Source organism: Streptomyces sp. NPDC050388, assembly GCF_040655635.1.
GTDB lineage: Bacteria > Actinomycetota > Actinomycetes > Streptomycetales > Streptomycetaceae > Streptomyces.
Genome location: NZ_JBFAKH010000025.1, coordinates 25,063 through 45,048, shown reverse-complemented (window position 1 = coordinate 45,048; position 19,986 = coordinate 25,063). Strand labels below are relative to the sequence as shown.

Genomic DNA, 19,986 nt, shown 5'->3' with positions numbered 1-19,986 from the left:
GGACGACCATGACGTCTTCGAAGCGAAACCGCGCCGAGGCCCTGCCCCAGGACCTCCAGGAAGTGCTCCGCCGCCGGCTCGCCGGGCGGGCCGCCGAAACCCCCGGCGCCGCCCGGCAGACCATCGGGCGGGCGGACCGCAGCCGGCCGCTGCCCCTGTCCTTCGCCCAGCAGCGCCTGTGGTTCCTGGACCGGCTGCGCCCCGGGGATTCGCGCTACAACAGCGCCGTCGCGCTGCGCCTGACCGGAACCCTCGACCACACCGCCCTGTCCGGCGCGCTGGAGCACGCGGTGGGGCGGCACGAGGCGCTGCGCACCACGTTCCAGGAGACCGACGGCACACCCGCGCAGACCGTGCACCCCGCCGGGCCGCTCCCGCTGCCCGTCCGGGACCTGACGGCTCCCGGCGACGGGCCAGCGGACCTGGACGCGCTGCTGCAGGCCGAGTACGAGCGCCCCTTCGACCTGCGGACCGGGCCGCTGCTGCGCGCCCTGCTGCTGCGGGAGGCGCACGACGCGCACGTCCTGCTGCTGACGGCCCATCACATCGTCACCGACGGCTGGTCGATGGGCGTGCTGCTGGAGGAGCTGTGCGCCGCCTACGACGCCCTCGCCCGGGGTGCGCGGCCCGCGCTGCCGCCGGTGGCCACGCAGTACCCGGACTTCGCCGTCTGGCAGCGCGAGCAGCTGTCCGGGACCCGGCTGGAGCGTCAACTGGACTACTGGAAAGAACAGTTGTCCGGGGCGGTGGCGCCCGAGCTGCCGCTGGACCGGCCGCGCCGCGGCGAGGAGTCCGGCGCGGGCGCGGTGCACACCTTCACCGTGCCCGCGGCCACCGCGACCCGGCTGAAGCACCTCGCGGCCGAGCAGCACACCACGCTGTTCACCGCCCTGGTCGCCGCCTGCCAGGCCCTGCTGGCCCGCTGGTCCGGGCAGGACGACATCACCGTCGGCTCGCTGACCCCCGGACGCGGGCGCACCGACCTGGAACGGGCCGTCGGGTTCTTCGTCAACACCGTCGTGCTGCGCACCCGCGTCGAGACCGGCGGCTCCTTCCGCGATCTGCTCGCCGCCGCCGCGGACACCGTCAACGGTGCCTTCGCGTACGGCGACACGCCGTTCGAGCGGCTGGTGGAGGCCGTCGGCGCGACCCGGGAGGCGGGCCGCAACCCCCTGTTCGACGTGATGGTCCTGCTGCACCCCGCGCCGCCCGCCGCACCCGACCCGCACGGCCTGGCCACCGCCCCGGTCGCCGTGCCCCGGCGGGCCGCCACGTTCGACCTGAGCGTGGAGTTCGTTCCGGACGGGGACGGGCTGACCGGCCTGCTGGAGTACCGCACCGACCTGTTCGACGCGGCCACCGCCGAGCGCATGGCGGACCAGTTGCTGCGCACGCTGGACGGCGCCGCCGCCGAACCGGACCGGCCGCTCGGCGCCCTGCCCCTGCTCTCGCCCCGGCAGACGCGGCAGGTGACGAGGGACTGGAACGCGACCGCGCGGCCCGTGCCCGAGGAGACCGTGCCCGAGCTGTTCGCGCGGCAGGCCGCCCGCACCCCGCACGCCACCGCCCTGGTCGCGGGGGACGTACGCCTGGACTACGCGACGCTCGACGCGCGAGCCGACCGTCTGGCCCGTCACCTGATCGCGCGCGGCGCGGGCCCCGAGCGGCTGGTCGCCCTCAGGCTGCCGCGCACCGCCGACATGATCGTGGCCGTCCTCGCCGTCTGGAAGGCCGGCGCCGGCTATCTGCCCCTGGATCCCGCGCTGCCGAAGGACCGGGTGCGGTTCCTGCTGGACGACGCGCGGCCGGCGCTCGTCCTGGACGAAGCCGCGCTGCGGGAAGTCCCGGGCACGGCCCCCGACACGGCCGCCGGCAGACTCGCCCCGCCGCACCCCGACACCAGCGCCTACGTCATCTACACCTCCGGCTCCACCGGCCGCCCCAAGGGCGTGGTTGTGGCGCACCGGTCCCTGGCGAACCTCCTGGCGGGCCATCGCGAGGGCTTCGTCGCCGAGGCGGGCGGCGGGCCGCTGCGGGTGGCGCTGACGGCGTCGTTCTCCTTCGACACCTCACTGGAGGGCGTGCTGCTGATGGCCGACGGCCACCCGCTGCACCTGGTCGACGAGACGACCCGGCTGGACGCCGCCGCGCTGGTCGAGTACGTCGTCGAGCACCGCATCGACTTCCTCGACCTGACCCCCACCCACCTGCGCCAACTGCTGCCCGCCGGACTGCTCACCGACCCGCGCCACCGCCCCCGGGTGCTGATGCTCGGCGGCGAGGCCGTCGGGCCCGGCCTGTGGCGGGAGCTGGCCGAGCGGCGGGACGTGGCCGCGTACAACTTCTACGGGCCCACCGAGTGCACGGTCGACGCCCTGGCCTGCCGCATCGAGGGCGACGGCCGTCCGACCGTCGGCAGGCCGCTCGCCAATGTGCGCGCCTACGTCCTCGACGACCGGCTGCGGCCCGTGCCGCCCGGAGTCGGCGGCGAGCTGTACCTGGCCGGCGTGCAACTGGCGCGCGGCTACGCGGGCCGGCCGGGGCTCACCGCCGCACGGTTCCTGCCCGACCCGTTCGGACCGCCCGGAGCCCGCATGTACCGCACCGGTGACCTGGCCCGCTGGACCGCCGACGGACGCCTGGACCACCTGGGGCGGGCCGACGACCAGGTCAAGGTGCGCGGCCACCGCATCGAACCCGGCGAGGTCGAGGCGGCCCTGACGGACCGGCCCGAGATCGCCGCCGCCGCGGTCGTCGCCGTCACCGACCCGCACGGCCACACCCGGCTCGCCGCCTACCTCGTCCCCGCGGGCCGCGACGCGCGGCTCACCGCGGGCGACGTGCGAGCGGCCTGCCGGCGCGTGCTGCCCGACCACATGGTGCCGTCCTCCTTCACCGTGCTCGACGCCCTGCCGATGACCGTCAGCGGCAAGATCGACCGGCGTGCCCTGCCCGCCCCCGACCTCGACGGCGGCGAACGCGACAAGGAGTTCGTCGCCCCGCGCACCCCGCAGGAGGAGACCCTCGCCCGCATCTGGGCCGAGGTGCTGGGTGCGCGCCGGGTCGGCGTGACGGACAACTTCTTCGAGCTGGGCGGCGACTCCATCCTCAGCATCCAGGCCGTCTCCCGCGCCCGCGCGGCCGGCCTGCACCTGACCTCGCGGGACGTTTTCCGCCACCAGACCGTCGCCGACCTCGCCGCCGCCGCCGCGTCCCCGCGCACCGCCGACGTGCCCGCGCCCCGGCGGCCGCGCGAGGAGGGCCCGGCGCCGCTGACGCCGGTCCAGGAGTGGTTCTTCGCCACGCACGGCCCGCTGCGGCACTTCAGCATGTCGATGCTGCTGGACCTGCCGCACGACCTGGACGAGCGGGCCCTGGAACGCGCCCTGGAGGCACTGGTAGCCCACCACCCCGCGCTGCGCACCCGCTTCGCCCGCTCGGGGGACACCTGGCGCCAGCACCCCGGCGACGGTCCGGCCACCGGCCTGCTCACCCGCCACGACCTCTCCCGCGCCGCCGACCGGGCGGCCGCCCGCGAAGAGGCCGCCGGGGCCGCCCGCGCCGCCCTCGACCCGGAGACCGGCACCCTGCTGCGCGCCGCCCTGCTGTCCTGTCCCGGCGAGCGTCCCCAACTGTTCCTCACCGTCCACCACTTGGCGGTGGACAGTGTCTCCTGGCGCATCCTCCTCGCCGACCTCGCACAGGCCTACCGGCAGGCGGCCCAGGGCGATCCGCCCCGACTGGAGCCCGTCTCCACGCCGTTCGCCGACTGGGCCGCGCACCTCTCCCACCGGGTACGCGCCGGTGACCTCGACGCCGACCTGCCGCACTGGACGGCCGAGGCCGCCGAACCCCGCACCCCGCTGCCCGTGGACCGCCACGGCACCCCGCTCGCCGGCTCGGTCCGCACCCTCCGCACCCGCGTGGACCGCGCCACCACCGAGGCCCTCCTGCGCCAGGTGCCCGCCGTCTACCGCACGCAGGTCAACGACGTGCTGCTCAGCGCGCTGAGCCGGGTCCTCGCCGACTGGACGGGCACCGAGCGGGTGACCGTCGCCCTGGAGGGCCACGGCCGTGAGGACGACACGCTGGACCTGTCCCGCACAGTGGGCTGGTTCACCGCCCAGTACCCCGTCACCCTGGCGCCCGCCGGACCGTCCGACGCGCCCGACTGGGGCACGACCCTCAAGACGGTGAAGGAGCGCCTGCGGGCCGTTCCCCGGCACGGCCTCGGCTACGAGGCCCTGGCCCGCCTCGGCTCGCCCGACCCGGCCGCCCGCGCCCTGCGGGACCTGCCGCTGCCGCAGGTCTGCTTCAACTACCACGGCCAGTGGGAGGCCGGCGACGGGCGGGACTTCGCCCCGGCGGACGAGGCGCCCGGCCGTGACATCGCCGCCGACGAGCCGCCGGCCCACCTGCTGGACATCTCCGCCGTGGTCGCCGGCGGCGAACTGGAGATCACCTGGCACTACAGCGACCAGGTGCACGACGAGGGCACCGTCCGCACCCTCGCCGACGGCATGACCCGCGCGCTCGCCGCCATCGCCGATCACTGCGCCCGCCCCGACGCGGGCGGCCGCACCCCGTCCGACTTCCCGCTGGCCCGCCTCGACCAGGACCGCCTGGACCGGCTGGTCGGCGACGGGCGGGACGTGGAGGACGTACTGCCGCTGACCCCGCTGCAGGAGGGCATGCTCTTCCACCGGCTGGTCGGCGGCCCCGAGGACGTCTACGTCGACCAGGCGGCGCTCCTGCTGGACGGCGTCGCCGACCCGCACGCCTTCGCCGCGGCCTGGCAGCGCGTCGCCGAGCGGACGCCCGCCCTGCGCACCCGCGTGGTCTGGGAGGACGTACCGGTGCCCCTCCAGGTCGTCCACCGGGACGTGCGGGTGCCGGTGACCCACCTCGACTGGCGCGACCTGGACGAGCCGGAGCGGGCCGAGCGCCTCACCCGGCTGCGGGCGGACGACCTGGCCCGCGGCATCGACCTCGCCGCCGCGCCGCTGATGCGGCTGACCCTGGTCCGGCTGCCCGACGCGCGGCTGCGCCTGCTGTGGACCTCCCACCACCTGATCCTGGACGGCTGGAGCCTGGCCCAGGTGCTGACCGAGGTGTGCGAGGAGTACGCGGCGCTCACCGTCGGCGCCGAGTCCCGGCCGCCGGTACGGCGTCCCTTCGGCGACTACGTGCGCCGGCTCGCCGAGCAGGACCCCGACGTCGCCCGCGCGCACTGGCAGGAGGTCCTCGCCGGCTTCGCCACCCCCACCCCGCTGCCCGTCGACCGCCCCCTGCGCGAGGCCCACCTGGCCCGCTCCGCGGACGTGCACACGGCCGGCCTGGACGACGGGACGTCGGCCCGGCTGGTGCGCACCGCACGCGACGCCGGACTCACCCTCAACACGGTCGTGCAGGGCGCCTGGGCGCTGCTGCTGGCCCGGTACGGCGCCGAGGACGACGTGGTGTTCGGCACCACCGTCTCCGGCCGGCCCGAGGACCTGCCCGGCGTCGAGTCGATGGTGGGCATGTTCATCAACACCGTGCCCACCCGAATACGCGTCGACGCCGAACGCACGGCCGGCGCGTGGCTGCGGGAACTGCAGGACGCCCAGGCCGAGTCGAGGCGGTTCGCGGCCGTGTCGCTGGCCGAGCTGACCCAGCTGAGCGACGTGCCGTCCGGCAGCCCGCTCTTCCACAGCATGGTCGCCTTCGAGAACTACCCCTTCGACGAGGCCCGCACGGCCGGCTCCGGGGTGCGCCTGACCGAGGTGACCTCCCGCGACGCCACCAACTACCCGCTCGTCCTGCGCGCCCACCACGGCGAACGCCTCGGCTTCGACCTCGCCTACGATCCCGCCCTGTTCGACGCGGCGACCGTCCGTTCGCTCGCCGACCGGCTGTGCCTGCTGCTCACGGAGCTGGCCGACGGCCCCGACCGGCCGCTGCGCACCCTGGCCCGGCCGACGGCCGGGGAACGGCGGCGGATGCTGACCGACTGGAACGGCACCGAACGGGGCCGCCCCGCTCAGACCCTGGTGGACCTGTTCGAGGCGCAGGCCGCCCGCACGCCCGGCGCCGTCGCCGTCACCTGCCGGGCCGAGCACCTGGACTACGCGACGCTCGACGCCCGCGCCGGCCGGCTCGCCCACCGGCTCGCCGAACTCGGCGCCGCGCCCGAGCGGTTCGTCGCCCTCGCGCTGCCCCGCTCCTGCGACCAGGTCGTCGCGGTCCTCGCCGTGCTGAAGACCGGCGCGGCCTACCTGCCGATCGACCCGGCCTCGCCCGCCGAACGCATCGGCCACCTCCTCGCCGACGCCTCCCCGGTGACGCTGGTGACCACGGCCGGCACGGCGGCACGGGCCGACGGCACCGACGTGCCCGTCCTCCTCCTCGACGACCCGGACGTCGAGGCCGACCTCGCCCGCCGCCCGGTCACCGGTCCCGCCCCGGCCCGCCGCCCGCTGCCGGAGAGCCCCGCCTACGCCATCTACACCTCCGGCTCCACCGGCCGCCCCAAGGGCGTGGTGATCCCGCACGCCAACGTGGTGCGGCTGTTCACCCGCACGAGCCACCGGTTCGGCTTCGGCGCGGACGACGTGTGGACGATGTTCCACTCCTACGCGTTCGACTTCTCCGTGTGGGAGCTGTGGGGCCCGCTGCTGCACGGCGGCCGGCTCGTGGTCGTGCCCGACGAGACCGCCCGCTCCCCGGAGGACTTCCTGCGCCTGCTGGCGGACGAGCAGGTCACCGTCCTCAACCAGACGCCGTCCGCGTTCTACCCGCTGATCCGCGCGGACGCCGAACACCCCGAAACCGGCGCCCGCCTCGCGCTGCGCACGGTGATCTTCGGCGGCGAAGCCCTGGACGTCGGCCGGCTCGCCGACTGGTGGACGCGCCACCCGGCCTCCTCCCCGCGGCTGGTCAACATGTACGGCATCACCGAGACCACCGTGCACGTGACCCACGCCCCGCTCGGCCCCGCCACCGACGCGGACGGCCCCGCCGGCTCCATCGGCACGGCCATCGAGGACCTGCGGGTGTACGTGCTCGACGCGGACCTGGCGCCGGTGCCGCCCGGCGCCATCGGCGAACTCTTCGTGGCGGGCGAGGGCCTGGCCCGCGGCTACCTGGGCCGCCCCGGCCTCACCGCCGCCCGTTTCCTCGCCGACCCCTTCGGACAGGCCGGCAGCCGCATGTACCGCACGGGCGACCGGGCGAAGTGGCGGGCCGACGGCACCCTGGAATACCTGGGCCGCGCGGACGCCCAGGTGAAGATCCGCGGCTACCGCATCGAACCCGGCGAGATCGAGGCGGCCCTGCACACCCACCCCGGCGTCGCCGAGGCCGCGGTCGGCGTGTTCGAGGACGCCTCCGGCACCCGCCGGCTCGTGGCGCACGTCGTCGGCTCCGGCGGCGAGGCCCCCGCGGCGGCCGAGCTGCGCGCCCACCTGGAGCGCCTGCTGCCCGCCCACATGGTGCCCGCCGCCCACGTGCCGATGGACGCGCTGCCGCTCACCGTCAACGGCAAGCTCGACCGGCGCGCGCTGCCCGCGCCGGGACCGGACGGCTACGCCACCGGCACCGACCGGACGCCGCCGCGCACGCCCGCCGAACGGCTGGTCGCCGCCGCCTGGGCGGACGTGCTGGGAGTCGAGGAGGTGAACGCCGGCGACGACTTCTTCGCGCTCGGCGGCGACTCCATCCTCGCCGTCCGCGTCACCGCCCGGCTGCGCGCCGCGTTCGGTCCCGAGGTCTCCCCGAGGCTGCTGTTCACCCGTCCCACGGTGGCCGCCCTGGCCGCCGAGCTCGGCGAACCGGCCGACGACCCGTCCGCCCCGCAGGCCGACGCGATACCGGAGACCGCCCCGGGGACCCCGGCGCCGCTGTCGTACGCCCAGCAACGCCTGTGGTTCCTCGACCGGTTCGAGCCCGGCAGCACCGAGTACACGACGCTGTCCGTGCTCCGCATGCGCGGACCGCTCGACGCCGGCGCCCTGCGCACCGCGCTGGACGGCCTGGTCGCCCGGCACGAGGCGCTGCGCACCACGTTCACCGAACAGGACGGACAGGCACGGCAGTCGGTGAACCCGTCGTACCGGGTCGACCTGCCCGTGGACGACCTCACCACGGCCCCGGACGCGCGGGCGGCGCTGGACGCGCTGCTGGAGCGCGAGGCCGCCACGCCCTTCGACCTGGCGGCCGGGCCGCTGCTGCGCGCCCGGCTGGCCCGCCCGGCCGCCGACGAGCACGTTCTCGTACTCGCCGTCCACCACATCGTCACCGACGGCTGGTCGCTCGGCGTCCTCGGCCGGGACCTGGGCGAACTGTACGCGGCGGCACACGAGGGCCGCCGCCCCCGGCTGCCCGCGCTGCCCGTCCGGTACGCCGACCACGCCGCCTGGCAGCGCGCCCGCGCCGACCGCGTCGAGCACCAACTCGCCCACTGGCGCGAGACGCTGGACGCGGTGCCCCCGCTGGAGCTGCCGACCGACCGGCCGCGTCCCGCCGTACGGACCCGGGACGGCGCGCTGGTGACCTTCACCCTGCCCGCGGAGCTGACCGACCGGCTGCGCGAGCGGGGCCGGGAGGCCGACGCCACCCTGTACATGACGCTGCTGACCGCCTGCACGGCCCTGCTGTCCCGCTGGGCCGACCAGGACGACTTCGCCGTCGGCACCGTCACCGCGGGCCGTGAGCGCCCCGAACTGCACGACGTGGTCGGCATGTTCGTGAACACGCTGGTGCTGCGCAACCGGGTGCGCCCCGGCACGTCGTTCCGCGCGCTGCTGAAGCAGGTGCGCGGCACCGTCCTGGAGGCGTTCGCCCACCAGGACGTGCCCTTCGAGCGGCTGGTGGACGTCCTCCAGCCCGAGCGGGACACCAGTCGCACCCCCCTGTTCCAGGTCATGGTCGCCCTGCACAACCTGGGCGTCGAGGCTCCCGCGCTCGTGGACCTGGACGTCGAGCCGGTCGTGCCGCCGGTCCGGCGCGCCACGTTCGACCTGGCCTTCGACTTCGTGGAGGGCGACGGCGGCGTCACCGGCCACCTGGAGTACGACACCGGCCTGTTCGACGAGGACACCGTCCGGCGCCTGGCCGCCCGTCTGCGGCTGCTGCTGGAGGCCGCGGCGCAGGACCCCGACCGGGACGTGCGGGCGCTGGAGCTGATGACCGAGGCCGAGCGGCGCCGGGTCCTCCACGACTGGCAGGGGCCGCGGCGCGCGGTTCCGGGGACCACTTTCCCCGCCCTGTTCGAGGCGCAGGCCGCCCGCACCCCGCACGTCACCGCCCTGGTGGCACGGGACGCCACGCTCGACTTCGCGGCCCTCAACGAGCGCGCCAACCGGCTCGCCCACCACCTCGTGGCCCGGGGCGTCGCCCCCGAGCGGGTGGTCGCCGTACGGCTGCCGCGCACCTCCGACCTGCTGGTGGCGGTGCTCGCCGTCGTCAAGGCGGGCGGCGTCCTCCTCTGCCTCGACCCCGACCTGCCCGAGGAACGCGTCGCCCACCTCCTCGCGGACGCGGCCCCGCACACCGTGCTGACCGCCGACGCGCTGCGCGAGGTGCCGTGGGACCGGCTGCCCGCCCACGACCCCACCGACCGTGACCGCCCGGCCCCGCTGCGCCCGGACCACGCCGCCTACATCGTCTACACCTCCGGCTCCACCGGCCGCCCCAAGGGCGTCGTCGTCGAACACCGCCACCTGGTCAACCTCTGTCACGACCACCGCGAAGGGCTCGTCGCACCGCACACCGCGGACGGGCGCCGGCTGCGCGCCGCGCTGAGCGCCTCGTTCTCCTTCGACACCTCCTGGGAGGGGCCGCTGCTGCTCGCCCTCGGGCAGGAGGTCCACCTCGTCGACGAGGACGTGCGCCTGGACCCGGAAGCGTTCTGCGCCCAGGTCACCGAACGCCGCCTGGACCTGGTGAACGTCACCCCGTCCTTCCTGCGCGAACTCACCGCCGCCGGACTCCTCGCACCCGGCCGCCACCACCCGCGCGTCCTGCTGGTCGGCGGTGAGGCGACGGGCCCCGACACCTGGCGGGAGCTGTGCGCCGCCGCCGGCCTCGGCGTCACCGCGTACAACATGTACGGGCCCACCGAGTGCACCGTCGACGCCACGTACGGGCGCTGCGCCGAACACCCGGACCGACCGGTCATCGGGCGCCCCGGCCGCAACCTGCGCGCCTACGTCCTCGACGGCGCCCTGCGCCCGGTGCCGCCCGGCGTGCCCGGCGAGCTGTACCTCGCCGGCGCACAGGTGGCCCGCGGCTACCTGGGCCGCCCCGGCCTGACCGCGTCGCGTTTCCTCGCCGACCCGTTCGGCGCGCCCGGGGAGCGGATGTACCGCACCGGCGACCGCGCCCGCTGGGACGAGCGGGGGCTGCTGGAGTTCCTGGGCCGCGCCGACGAGCAGATCAAGATCCGCGGCTTCCGCATCGAACCCGGCGAAGTCGAGGCCGCGCTGCTCGCCCACCCGGACGTGTCCGAGGCCGTCGTGACGGCACGCGAACACGCGGGCCGGCTCATGCTCGTGGCCCACCTGGTGCCCGCCCGGGACGCCGTCCCGACCGCCGACGAACTGCGCCTCGCGCTCCGGCGCACCCTGCCGGACCACATGGTGCCGACGGCGTTCGTCCCGCTGGTGCGGATACCGCGCACCAGCAGCGGCAAGACCGACCGGCGCGCCCTGCCCGCCCCGCCCGCGCAGCCGGACCCCGCCACGACGTACGTGGCACCGCGCCCCGGCACCGAGGAGGCGCTGGCCGAGATCTGGGCGGACGTCCTGCGGGTGGAACGGGTGGGCGCGCGGGACAACTTCTTCGCGCTCGGCGGCGACTCCATCCTCAGCATCCAGATCGTCTCCCGGGCCCGCCGGGCCGGACTGGCGCTGACCACCAAGGACGTCTTCCGTCACCAGACCGTCGCCGAACTCGCCCTCCGCGTCACCCGGGCGGCCCCCGCGGCGGCGGACGCGGCTTGGCCCGCCGAGGCACCGCTCACGCCCATCCAGCGCTGGTACCTCGACGGCCGCCGCCCCGACGACCCGCTGCGCTTCACCATGTCGCAGCGGATCGAACTGGCCCCCGGAACCGACCGGTCCGCCCTGCGCCCCGCCGTTGACGCCCTCGTGCTCCACCATCCGGCCCTGCGCACCCGCTTCCGCCGCACCGAGGACGGCTGGCGCCAGGAAGTCCTGCCGGACGTCCCGGACGGCCTCCTCACCCACCACGACGTGACCGGCCTGGACGGCCCCGCGCTGGAGGCCGAGGTGCGGCGCGCGGCGGACGCGGCCCGGGCCTCCCTCGACCCGACCGAGGGCCGGGTGGTGCGCGTCCTGCTCTTCGACCGCGGCCCGGACCTGCCCGCGCACCTTCTGGTCACCGTCCACCACCTGGTCGTCGACGGCGTCTCCTGGCGGATCCTGCTGGCCGACCTGGAGACCGCCCACCGCTCGGCCGCGGACGGACGGCCCGTCGACCTGCCCCCGGCCACCACCGCGTACGGGCACTGGGCGGCCCGGCTCCGGGCGCACACCCGTTCCGGCGCCCTGGACGGCGACCTCGCCCACTGGGAGCGCACCGCGGCGGCCCCCGCCGGCCTGCCCGCCGGCCGGCCCGGCCCCAACACCCACGGCACCGCCGCCACGGTCACCGTACTGCTGGAGCCGGAGACGACCGAGGCCCTGCTGCGCCGGGTCCCGGAGGTCTACCGCACCCAGGTCAACGACGTCCTGCTCAGCGCCCTCGGCCGCACCCTGGCCCGCTGGTGCGGGCGCGACACCGTGCTGGTCGGTGTGGAGGGCCACGGCCGCGAGGACCTCTTCGACGACGTGGACCTCTCCAGGACGGTCGGCTGGTTCACCGCCGAGTTCCCCCTCGCGCTGAGGGTCGCCCCCGACGCCGGCTGGCACGACACCCTGCGCTCGGTGAAGGAGCAACTGCGCGCGGTGCCCCTGCACGGTCTGAGCCACGGCGCGCTGCGCCACCTGCTGCCCGACAGCCCGCTGACCGGCGCTCCCGTGCCGCAGGTCGGCTTCAACTACCACGGCCGGTGGGACGCCGACGGCGGCGGGAGCGGTCTCTACGGCGCCGTCCTGCCCCCGGCCGGCTCCGACACCGACCCCGACGCACCCCGCCCCTACCTGCTGGACATCACGGGCGTGGTCCAGGACGGCAGGCTCGAGCTCGGCTGGACCTACCCGCCGGCCGTCTACGACGAGTCCACCGTCCGCGGGCTCGCCGACGAGATGTGCGCGGCGCTGCGCGACATCGCGGCCCACTGCGCGCGCCCGGACGCGGGCGGCCGCACCCCGTCGGACTTCCCGCTCGCCGGGCTCGGCCAGAGCGAGCTGGACCGCCTGGTGGGCGACGGCCGGAACGTGGCGGACGTCCTGCCGCTGACGCCCCTGCAGACCGGGATGCTCTTCCACGGCCTGGTGGACACGGCGGGCGCCTACTTCGACCGGACGGCCGTACGGCTGTCCGGGGTGGCCGACCCGCAGGCCTTCGCCGTCGCGTGGCAGCAGGTCGCCGACCGCACCGAGGCCCTGCGCACCAGCGTCCACTGGCAGGGCCTGCCGCACCCGGTCCAGGTCGTCCACCACCACGTGGAGCTGCCCGTCACCCACCTGGACCGGCGGCATCTGACGCCCGAGCAGCGAGAGAGGGAGACCGAGGAACTGCTGGCCGCCGACCGCGCGGCGGGCATGGACCTCACCACCGCACCCCTCACCCGCATCACCCTGGCCGCGTTGCCCGGTGACGAGATCCTGCTGCTGTGGTCCTCCCACCACCTGATCCTGGACGGCTGGAGCACCGGGCAGCTGCTCACCGAGGTGTGCGAGCGCTACGCCGCGCTCACCGGCGGCCGCGAAGCCCCCGCACCGGTGAGGCGCCCGTTCTCCGACTTCCTGCGCTGGCTGCGCGACCAGCACGCCTCGGCCGAGGAGGCAGCCGAGGCGTACTGGGCCGGCACCCTCGCCGGCTTCCCGGCCCGCACCCCGCTGCCGTACGACCGCACACCGGCCGAGGCACACCGCGCCCGCGCCGCCTCCACGGTGCACCGGCAGCTGGACGAGCGGGTCTCGGCGCGGCTGCGGGAGACGGCGGCACGGGCCGGGCTGACGGTGAACACCGTGATCGAGGGCGCCTGGGCGCTGCTGCTGGCCCGCCACGGCGGACGCGACGACGTCGTGTTCGGCACGACCGTCTCCGGGCGTCCGGCCGAACTGCCGGGTGTGGAGGCGATGATCGGCATGTTCATCAACACCGTGCCCACCCGGATCCGCGTCACGGGCGGGGGAGCGGCGTCCTGGCTGCGGGGCGTGCAGGAGCGGCAGAGCGACGCCCGGCGCTTCGACTTCCTCGCGCTGCCCCGCATCCAGGCGCTGAGCGAGGTCCCGGCGGGCGAGGCGCTGTTCGACAGCATGGTGGTGTTCGAGAACTACCCCGTCGACGAGTCCGCCACGGCCCGGACGGGCGTGCACGTCGAGGAGGTGCGGGCCGAGGACGCGCCGACCTTCCCGCTGTGCCTGCGCGCCCACCTCGGCGACCGGCTCGGCATCGACCTCGCCTACGACGCCGGCCTGTTCGACGCGCACACGGCCGAACGCCTCACGGCCGGGCTCGTGGTCGTCCTGACCGCCCTCGCCGACGGCATCGAGGCCGACGCGGAGGTGACCGGCCTCGAGCTGCTGACCGAGGACGACCGCGCCCTGCTGGAGCGGTGGAACGCCACCGCCCGGCGGACGGCGCCGCGCAGCCCCGTCGAGCTGTTCGCCGAGCAGGCCCGCCGCACCCCCGACGCGCCCGCCCTGCGCGACGGCGACACGGAGCTGACGTACCGCCGCCTCGACGACTGGTCCGACGCCGTGGCGTCCCGGCTCCTCGCCGACGGTCTGCGGGCGGAGGGCCGGGTGGCGCTGCTGATGGACCGCTGCGCCGAACTCGTCGTCGCCCAGCTCGCCGTCCTCAAGGCGGGCGGCGCCTACGTACCGGTGGACGCCCGTGCCCCCGAGGAGCGACGCCGCACGCTGGTCGAGCGGGCGGGCGCGACGGCCGAACTGACCGCCGCGGACGTCGTCGCCGCACGCACCCCCGTGCCGGGCGCGCCCGCGGCCGTTCCCGCGGACGCCGACCGGCTGGCGTACGTGATGTTCACCTCCGGGTCGACCGGCGAGCCCAAGGCGGTCGCGGTACGGCACCGCGACGTGGCCGCCCTCGCCACCGACAGCCGCTTCGCCGGAGGGGTGTGCGACCGGGTGCTGCTGCACTCCCCGGTGGCCTTCGACGCCGCCACCTTCGAGGTGTGGGCGCCCCTGCTCACCGGCGGCTGCGTGGTCGTGGCACCACCCCGGCCCATGGACGCGGCGCTGCTGCGGCACCTGGTCCGCGACGGCGGCCTGAGCGCGCTGTGGCTGACCGCCGGCCTCTTCCGGCTGCTGGCGCAGGACGCGCCGGACTGCTTCGCCGGCCTGCGCCAGGTGTGGACCGGCGGCGACGTGGTGCCCGCCGCGGCCGTACGCCGCGTGCTGTCCGCCTGCCCCGGCCTGACCGTCGTGGACGGCTACGGCCCCACCGAGACGACGACGTTCGCGACGTCCTTCGCGCTCACCGACGCGACGGCCGTCCCCCACACCGTGCCCATCGGCCACCCGCTCGACGACATGCGGGTCCACGTCCTCGACGGCCGTCTGCGACCCGTACCGCCGGGCTGCGCCGGCGAGCTGTACCTCGCCGGCGAGGGCGTGGCACGTGGTTACCTGGGCCGTCCCGGCGACACCGCCGCCCGCTTCCTCGCCGACCCCGCCGGCCCGCCCGGCACGCGCATGTACCGCACCGGTGACCTGGCCCGCCGCCGCCCCGACGGCACGGTCGAGTTCCTGGGCCGCGCCGACGACCAGGTGAAGATCCGCGGCTTCCGCGTCGAACCCGGCGAGGTGGAGGCGGCCCTCGCGGCGCATCCCGGCGTCGCGGACGTGGCGGTCGTGGCCCACGAGGACCGGCCCGGCAGCCGGCGCCTGGTGGCCTACGTGGTCGGCCCCGAAGACCTCACGGCCGTGCGGGAGTCCGCCCGGCGCTCGCTCCCCGACTACCTCGTCCCCTCGGTGTTCGTCGCCCTGCCCGCGCTGCCGCTCAGCGGCAACGGCAAGGTCGACCGGGCCGCGCTTCCGGCGCCGGAGAGCGTCGGCGGAGACCGGCGGGACGCGCCGACCGCGCCGCGCACCGACGCCGAGCGGCGCACCGCCGACGTCTTCGCGGAGGTCCTCTCCGTGCAACAACCCGGCGTGGAGGACGACTTCTTCCAGCTGGGCGGCGACTCCATCCTCAGCATCCGGCTGGCCGCCCGCCTGTCCGAGGCGTTCGGCACCGACCTGTCACCGCGCGCGGTGTTCACCCACCCCACCCCCGCCGCCCTCGCCGCCCTGCTCACCGCGGAGCCGTCCGGCGACGCCGCGCCCACCGCGATCGTCCCGGTCCCCCGTGACACGCCCGCCCCGATGTCGTACGCCCAGCAACGCCTGTGGTTCCTGGAGGAGTTCGCACCGGGCAGCGGCGAGTACGTCACCGCGCTGGCCCTGCGCCTGCGCGGCGGGCTCGAGGTGCCCGCTCTCACCGCGGCCCTGCGCGCCCTGGTGGAGCGGCACGAGGCACTGCGCACCACCTTCGACACGGTGGACGGCCACGGCGTGCAGATCGTCCACCCGGCGCCGGACGTGCCGCTGCCGCTGCACGACCTGTCGGGAACGGCCGGGACCGACCGGGCGGCCCGGCTGGAGGAGCTGCTGGAGGCCGAGCGTGCCCGCACGTTCGACCTGCGGCGCGGCCCGCTGCTGCACGCGGGGCTGATCAGGCTCTCGGACGACGAGCACGTCCTGACGCTGACCCTGCACCACATCGTCACCGACGGCTGGTCCACCGGAGTGCTCACCGGCGACCTCGCTCACTTCTACCGGGCCGAACTGGGCGCGGCGGCCAAGCAGTTGCCGCCACTGCCGGTGAGTTACGCCGACTACGCCCACTGGCAGCGCGGCAGCGGCACGGACGAACACCTCGCGTACTGGAAGGAGCACCTGGCCGGCCTGGAAACGCTGGACCTGCCCACCGACCGGCCGCGTCCGGCGGTGCGCACCCACGACGGCGCCACCGTGCGCCTCGCCCTGCCGCGCGGTGTGACCCGCCGCCTCGTCCAGGTGGGCCGGGACCGGCAGGCCACCCTGTTCGCCACGCTGGTCGCCGCCGCCCAGACCTATCTGGCCCGGCTGACCGGCGGCCGGGACATCACCGTCGGCACGGTCACCTCAGGCCGCGACCGGGCCGAGACCCAGAACCTCGTCGGGTTCTTCGTCAACACCCTCGTCCTGCGCTCGCGCATCGAACCCGACCGTCCCTTCCCCGAGTTCCTCACCGAGGTACGCGGGACCGTACTGGACGCCTTCGCCCACCAGGAGGCGCCGTTCGAGCGGGTGGTGGACGAGGTGCAGCCGGTCCGCGACACCAGCCGCACCCCCCTGTTCCAGGTCATGGTGGTGCTGCAGAACGCCCCGGCCGCCGACCTCGACCTGCCCGGCATCGAGGTCGCCGGCGTCGACACGGACCTGCGGCACGCGGCGTTCGACCTCACCCTGGAGTTCGCCGAGACCCCCGCCGGAGAACTGCACGGCCTGCTCACCTACAACACCGACCTGTTCGACGCGGCCACCGCCGAACGGATGGCCGACCAGCTCGGCACGCTCCTGACCGCCGTCGCCGACGACCCCGACCGGCCCCTGGGCGCCCTGCCCCTCGCCACCGGCGAGACACTCGAGGCCGTCCTCGGCCAGGGGCGCGGCACCGCCCGCCCGGTACCGGCGGCGACGCTGCCGGAGCTGTTCGAACAGCAGGCCGCCCGCACGCCCGACGCCGTGGCCCTGGCCGACGCCGACGGCCGCGAGCTGACGTACGCGCAGGTCGAGCGCGCCGCCAACCGGCTGGCGCACCGGCTCATCGCCCGGGGGGTGGGGCCCGAGCGGGTCGTGGCGCTGGCCCTGCCCCGCGGCACGGAGACGGTGGTGGCCCAGCTCGCCGTGGCCAAGGCCGGCGGTGCCTTCCTGCCCGTCGACCCGGACTACCCCGAGCAGCGGCGGGAGTTCATGCTGCGCGACGCGGACGCCTGGCTCGTCCTGGACGACCCCGCCACCGTACGGGACGCGGACGGGCCGGACACCGCGCCCACGGACGCCGACCGCACGGCCGCGCTGACCGTCGCCCACCCGGCGTACGTGATCTACACGTCCGGTTCCAGCGGCACACCCAAGGGCGTGACGGTGACCCACAGCGGCCTGGCCGCCTTCGCCGCGGCCGCCGCCGACCGCTACGACGCGGGCCCCGGCGACCGGGTCCTGCAGTTCGCCTCGCCCAGCTTCGACGCCTCGGTGCTGGAGCTGTGCGTGTCCCTGCTCGGCGGAGCCACCCTCGTCACCGGGGAGGAAGGCCCACTCGTCGGCGAGCGGCTCGCCCAGGTCCTCGCCGAGCGGAGCGTCAGCCACACGCTGATCCCGCCCGCCGCCCTGGCCACGGTCGCCCCCGAGACCTCCGACGCCCTGCCGCACCTGCGCACCCTCATCGTGGGCGCCGAGGCGTGCCCGGCCCACCTCGTCGAACGGTGGGCCCCCGGCCGACGCATGATCAACTCGTACGGACCGACCGAGGCCACCGTCGTCGCCACCTGGACCGGCCCCCTCGCCCCGGGCACGGGCGCCCCGCCGATCGGCCGCCCGGCCGGCGCCACCCGCGTCCACGTCCTGGACGCCGCGCTGCGCCCCGTCCCGCCCGGCGTCACCGGCGAACTGTACGTGGCCGGACCCGGACTGGCCCGCGGCTATCTGAACCGGCCCGGCCTGACCGCCTCGCGCTTCCTCGCCGACCCGTTCGGCGCACCGGGGGAGCGGATGTACCGCACCGGCGACCTGGCCCGCTGGGACGCGTCCGGCGAACTGCGCTTCGCCGGACGCGCCGACGACCAGGTGAAGCTGCGCGGCTTCCGCATCGAGCCCGGAGAGATCGAGAGCGCGCTGCGCCGCAGCCCGCGGGTGCGCGAGGCGGTGGTCACCGTACGCGGTGGCGGGGCCGGCCCGGACGGCCGGTCCGGCGGACGGCTCGTGGCCTACGTCGTGCCCGCCGAGGGCACCACGCAGGAGCTGCCGGTGCCGGAGCTGCGCGACCACCTCGCCGGGCTGCTCCCGCCGCACATGGTCCCGTCGGCGTTCGTCCCGCTGGAGCACCTGCCGCTCACCCCGAACGGCAAGACCGACCGCGGCGCCCTGCCCGAACCCGGACCCACGCACGCCGCCGCCGGGCCGCCCACGGCACCGCGCACCGAGACCGAACGCCGTATCGCCCGCATCTGGGCCGACGTCCTCGGTGTGGCGGACGTCGGCGCGCACGACAACTTCTTCCACCTCGGCGGCGACTCCATCCTCAGCATGCAGGTCGTGTCACGGCTGCGGCGGGACGGACTGCACCTGGCCACCCGCGACCTGTTCACCCACCAGACGGTCGCCGAACTGGCCACCGTCGTCACCGGCGCGCCCCAGCACTCGGGGGACGGCCCGGTGAGCGGAGACGTGCCGCTCACCCCCATCCAGGAGTGGTTCCTGACCAGCCCGCGCGCCGGTCACAGCCACTTCAACCAGTCGCTGCTGCTGGAGCTCGGCACCGCCCCGGACGCCACCGCCCTCGAAACGGCCCTGAACGCCCTCCTCGACCACCACGACGCCCTGCGCATGCGCTTCACCGAGGACCAGGACGGCTGGCGCCAGTTCAATCCGCCGCCGTCCGACACCGACCGCGACCGGCTCCTGAACCGCCACGACCTGAGCGGGCTGAACCCCGCCGAGGCCGACGCGGCGATGGAGAAGGCCGCCGACGACCTGCACACCGGATTCGACCTGGCGCGCGGCCCGCTGCTGCGGGCGGCCCTGTTCACCGGGGACGCCGGCCGACCCGCCTTCCTCCTCCTGGTCGCCCATCACCTGGTGGTGGACGCCGTGTCCTGGCGCATCCTGCGCGACGACCTGGAGGCCGCCTACCGGCAGGCCGTCCAGGGCGAGACCGTCGCGCTCGGCGAACGCAGCACCTCCTTCCGCGAGTGGGCCCGAAGCCTCGCCGCGCACGTCGCGGCCGGAGCCCTCGACGACGAACTGCCCTACTGGGAACGGGCGGTGAACGCCGAGCCGCTGCCGGTCGAGGCGTCGACCGGGCCGGAGACGGGTGTCGTCGACATGCTCACCGTCGAACTGGACGAGGCGGACACCGAGGCACTGCTGCGCGCCGCGCCGACCGCCTACCGCACCCGCGTCAACGACGTGCTGCTCGCCGCCCTCGCCCTGGCCCTGGCCCGCTGGACCGGCCGCGAGGAGGTCCGCCTGGACCTGGAGGGGCACGGCCGCGAGGACGTCCTCGACGACGTGGACCTCTCCCGCACGGTCGGCTGGTTCACCACCGTTCACCCCGTCGCCCTCCAGGTGCCCGAACCCGCCGACCTCGGCCCCGCCCGGGACTGGCGGACCCTGGTGAAGTCGGTGCGCCGCCAGCTGCGCGCCGTGCCCGGCAACGGCCTGGGCTTCGGTGCGCTGCGCACCTTCGGCCCGCCCGAGGTGCGTCAGCGGCTCGGACGGGCCGCGCACGGACAGGTCGTCTTCAACTACCTGGGCCAGTGGGACGCCCGCCCGGAGCACTCCGGCGACGGCCTGGTGCGCGCCGAGCACGGGTCGTTCGGACGCCACCACGACCCGCGCGACAGCGGCTCCCACCCGCTGGAGGTCGTCGGCGCGGTGCAGGGCGGCCGGCTGTCCTTCACCTGGCACCACCGACCCGCCCTCCACGCCACGGACACGGTGCGACGTGTCGCGGACGACTTCGCCGAGGCGCTGCGCCACATCGCCCACTACGCCCGGAACAACCGGTGACGCCCCGCCCCCCGGCCCGCTCCCCACCGCCCGCCAC

1 protein-coding gene is annotated in these 19,986 nt (G+C 75.9%); it reads left to right on the top strand.

What is annotated here, in order from left to right; all coding sequences use genetic code 11:
- The first annotated feature begins 8 nt into the window (after positions 1–8).
- Positions 9–19,949: a non-ribosomal peptide synthase/polyketide synthase gene (locus AB0I73_RS16650; RefSeq protein WP_363037931.1), complete on the top strand. Its 19,941-nt coding sequence runs from the start codon at positions 9–11 to the stop codon at positions 19,947–19,949.
- Positions 19,950–19,986: the final 37 nt, after the last annotated feature.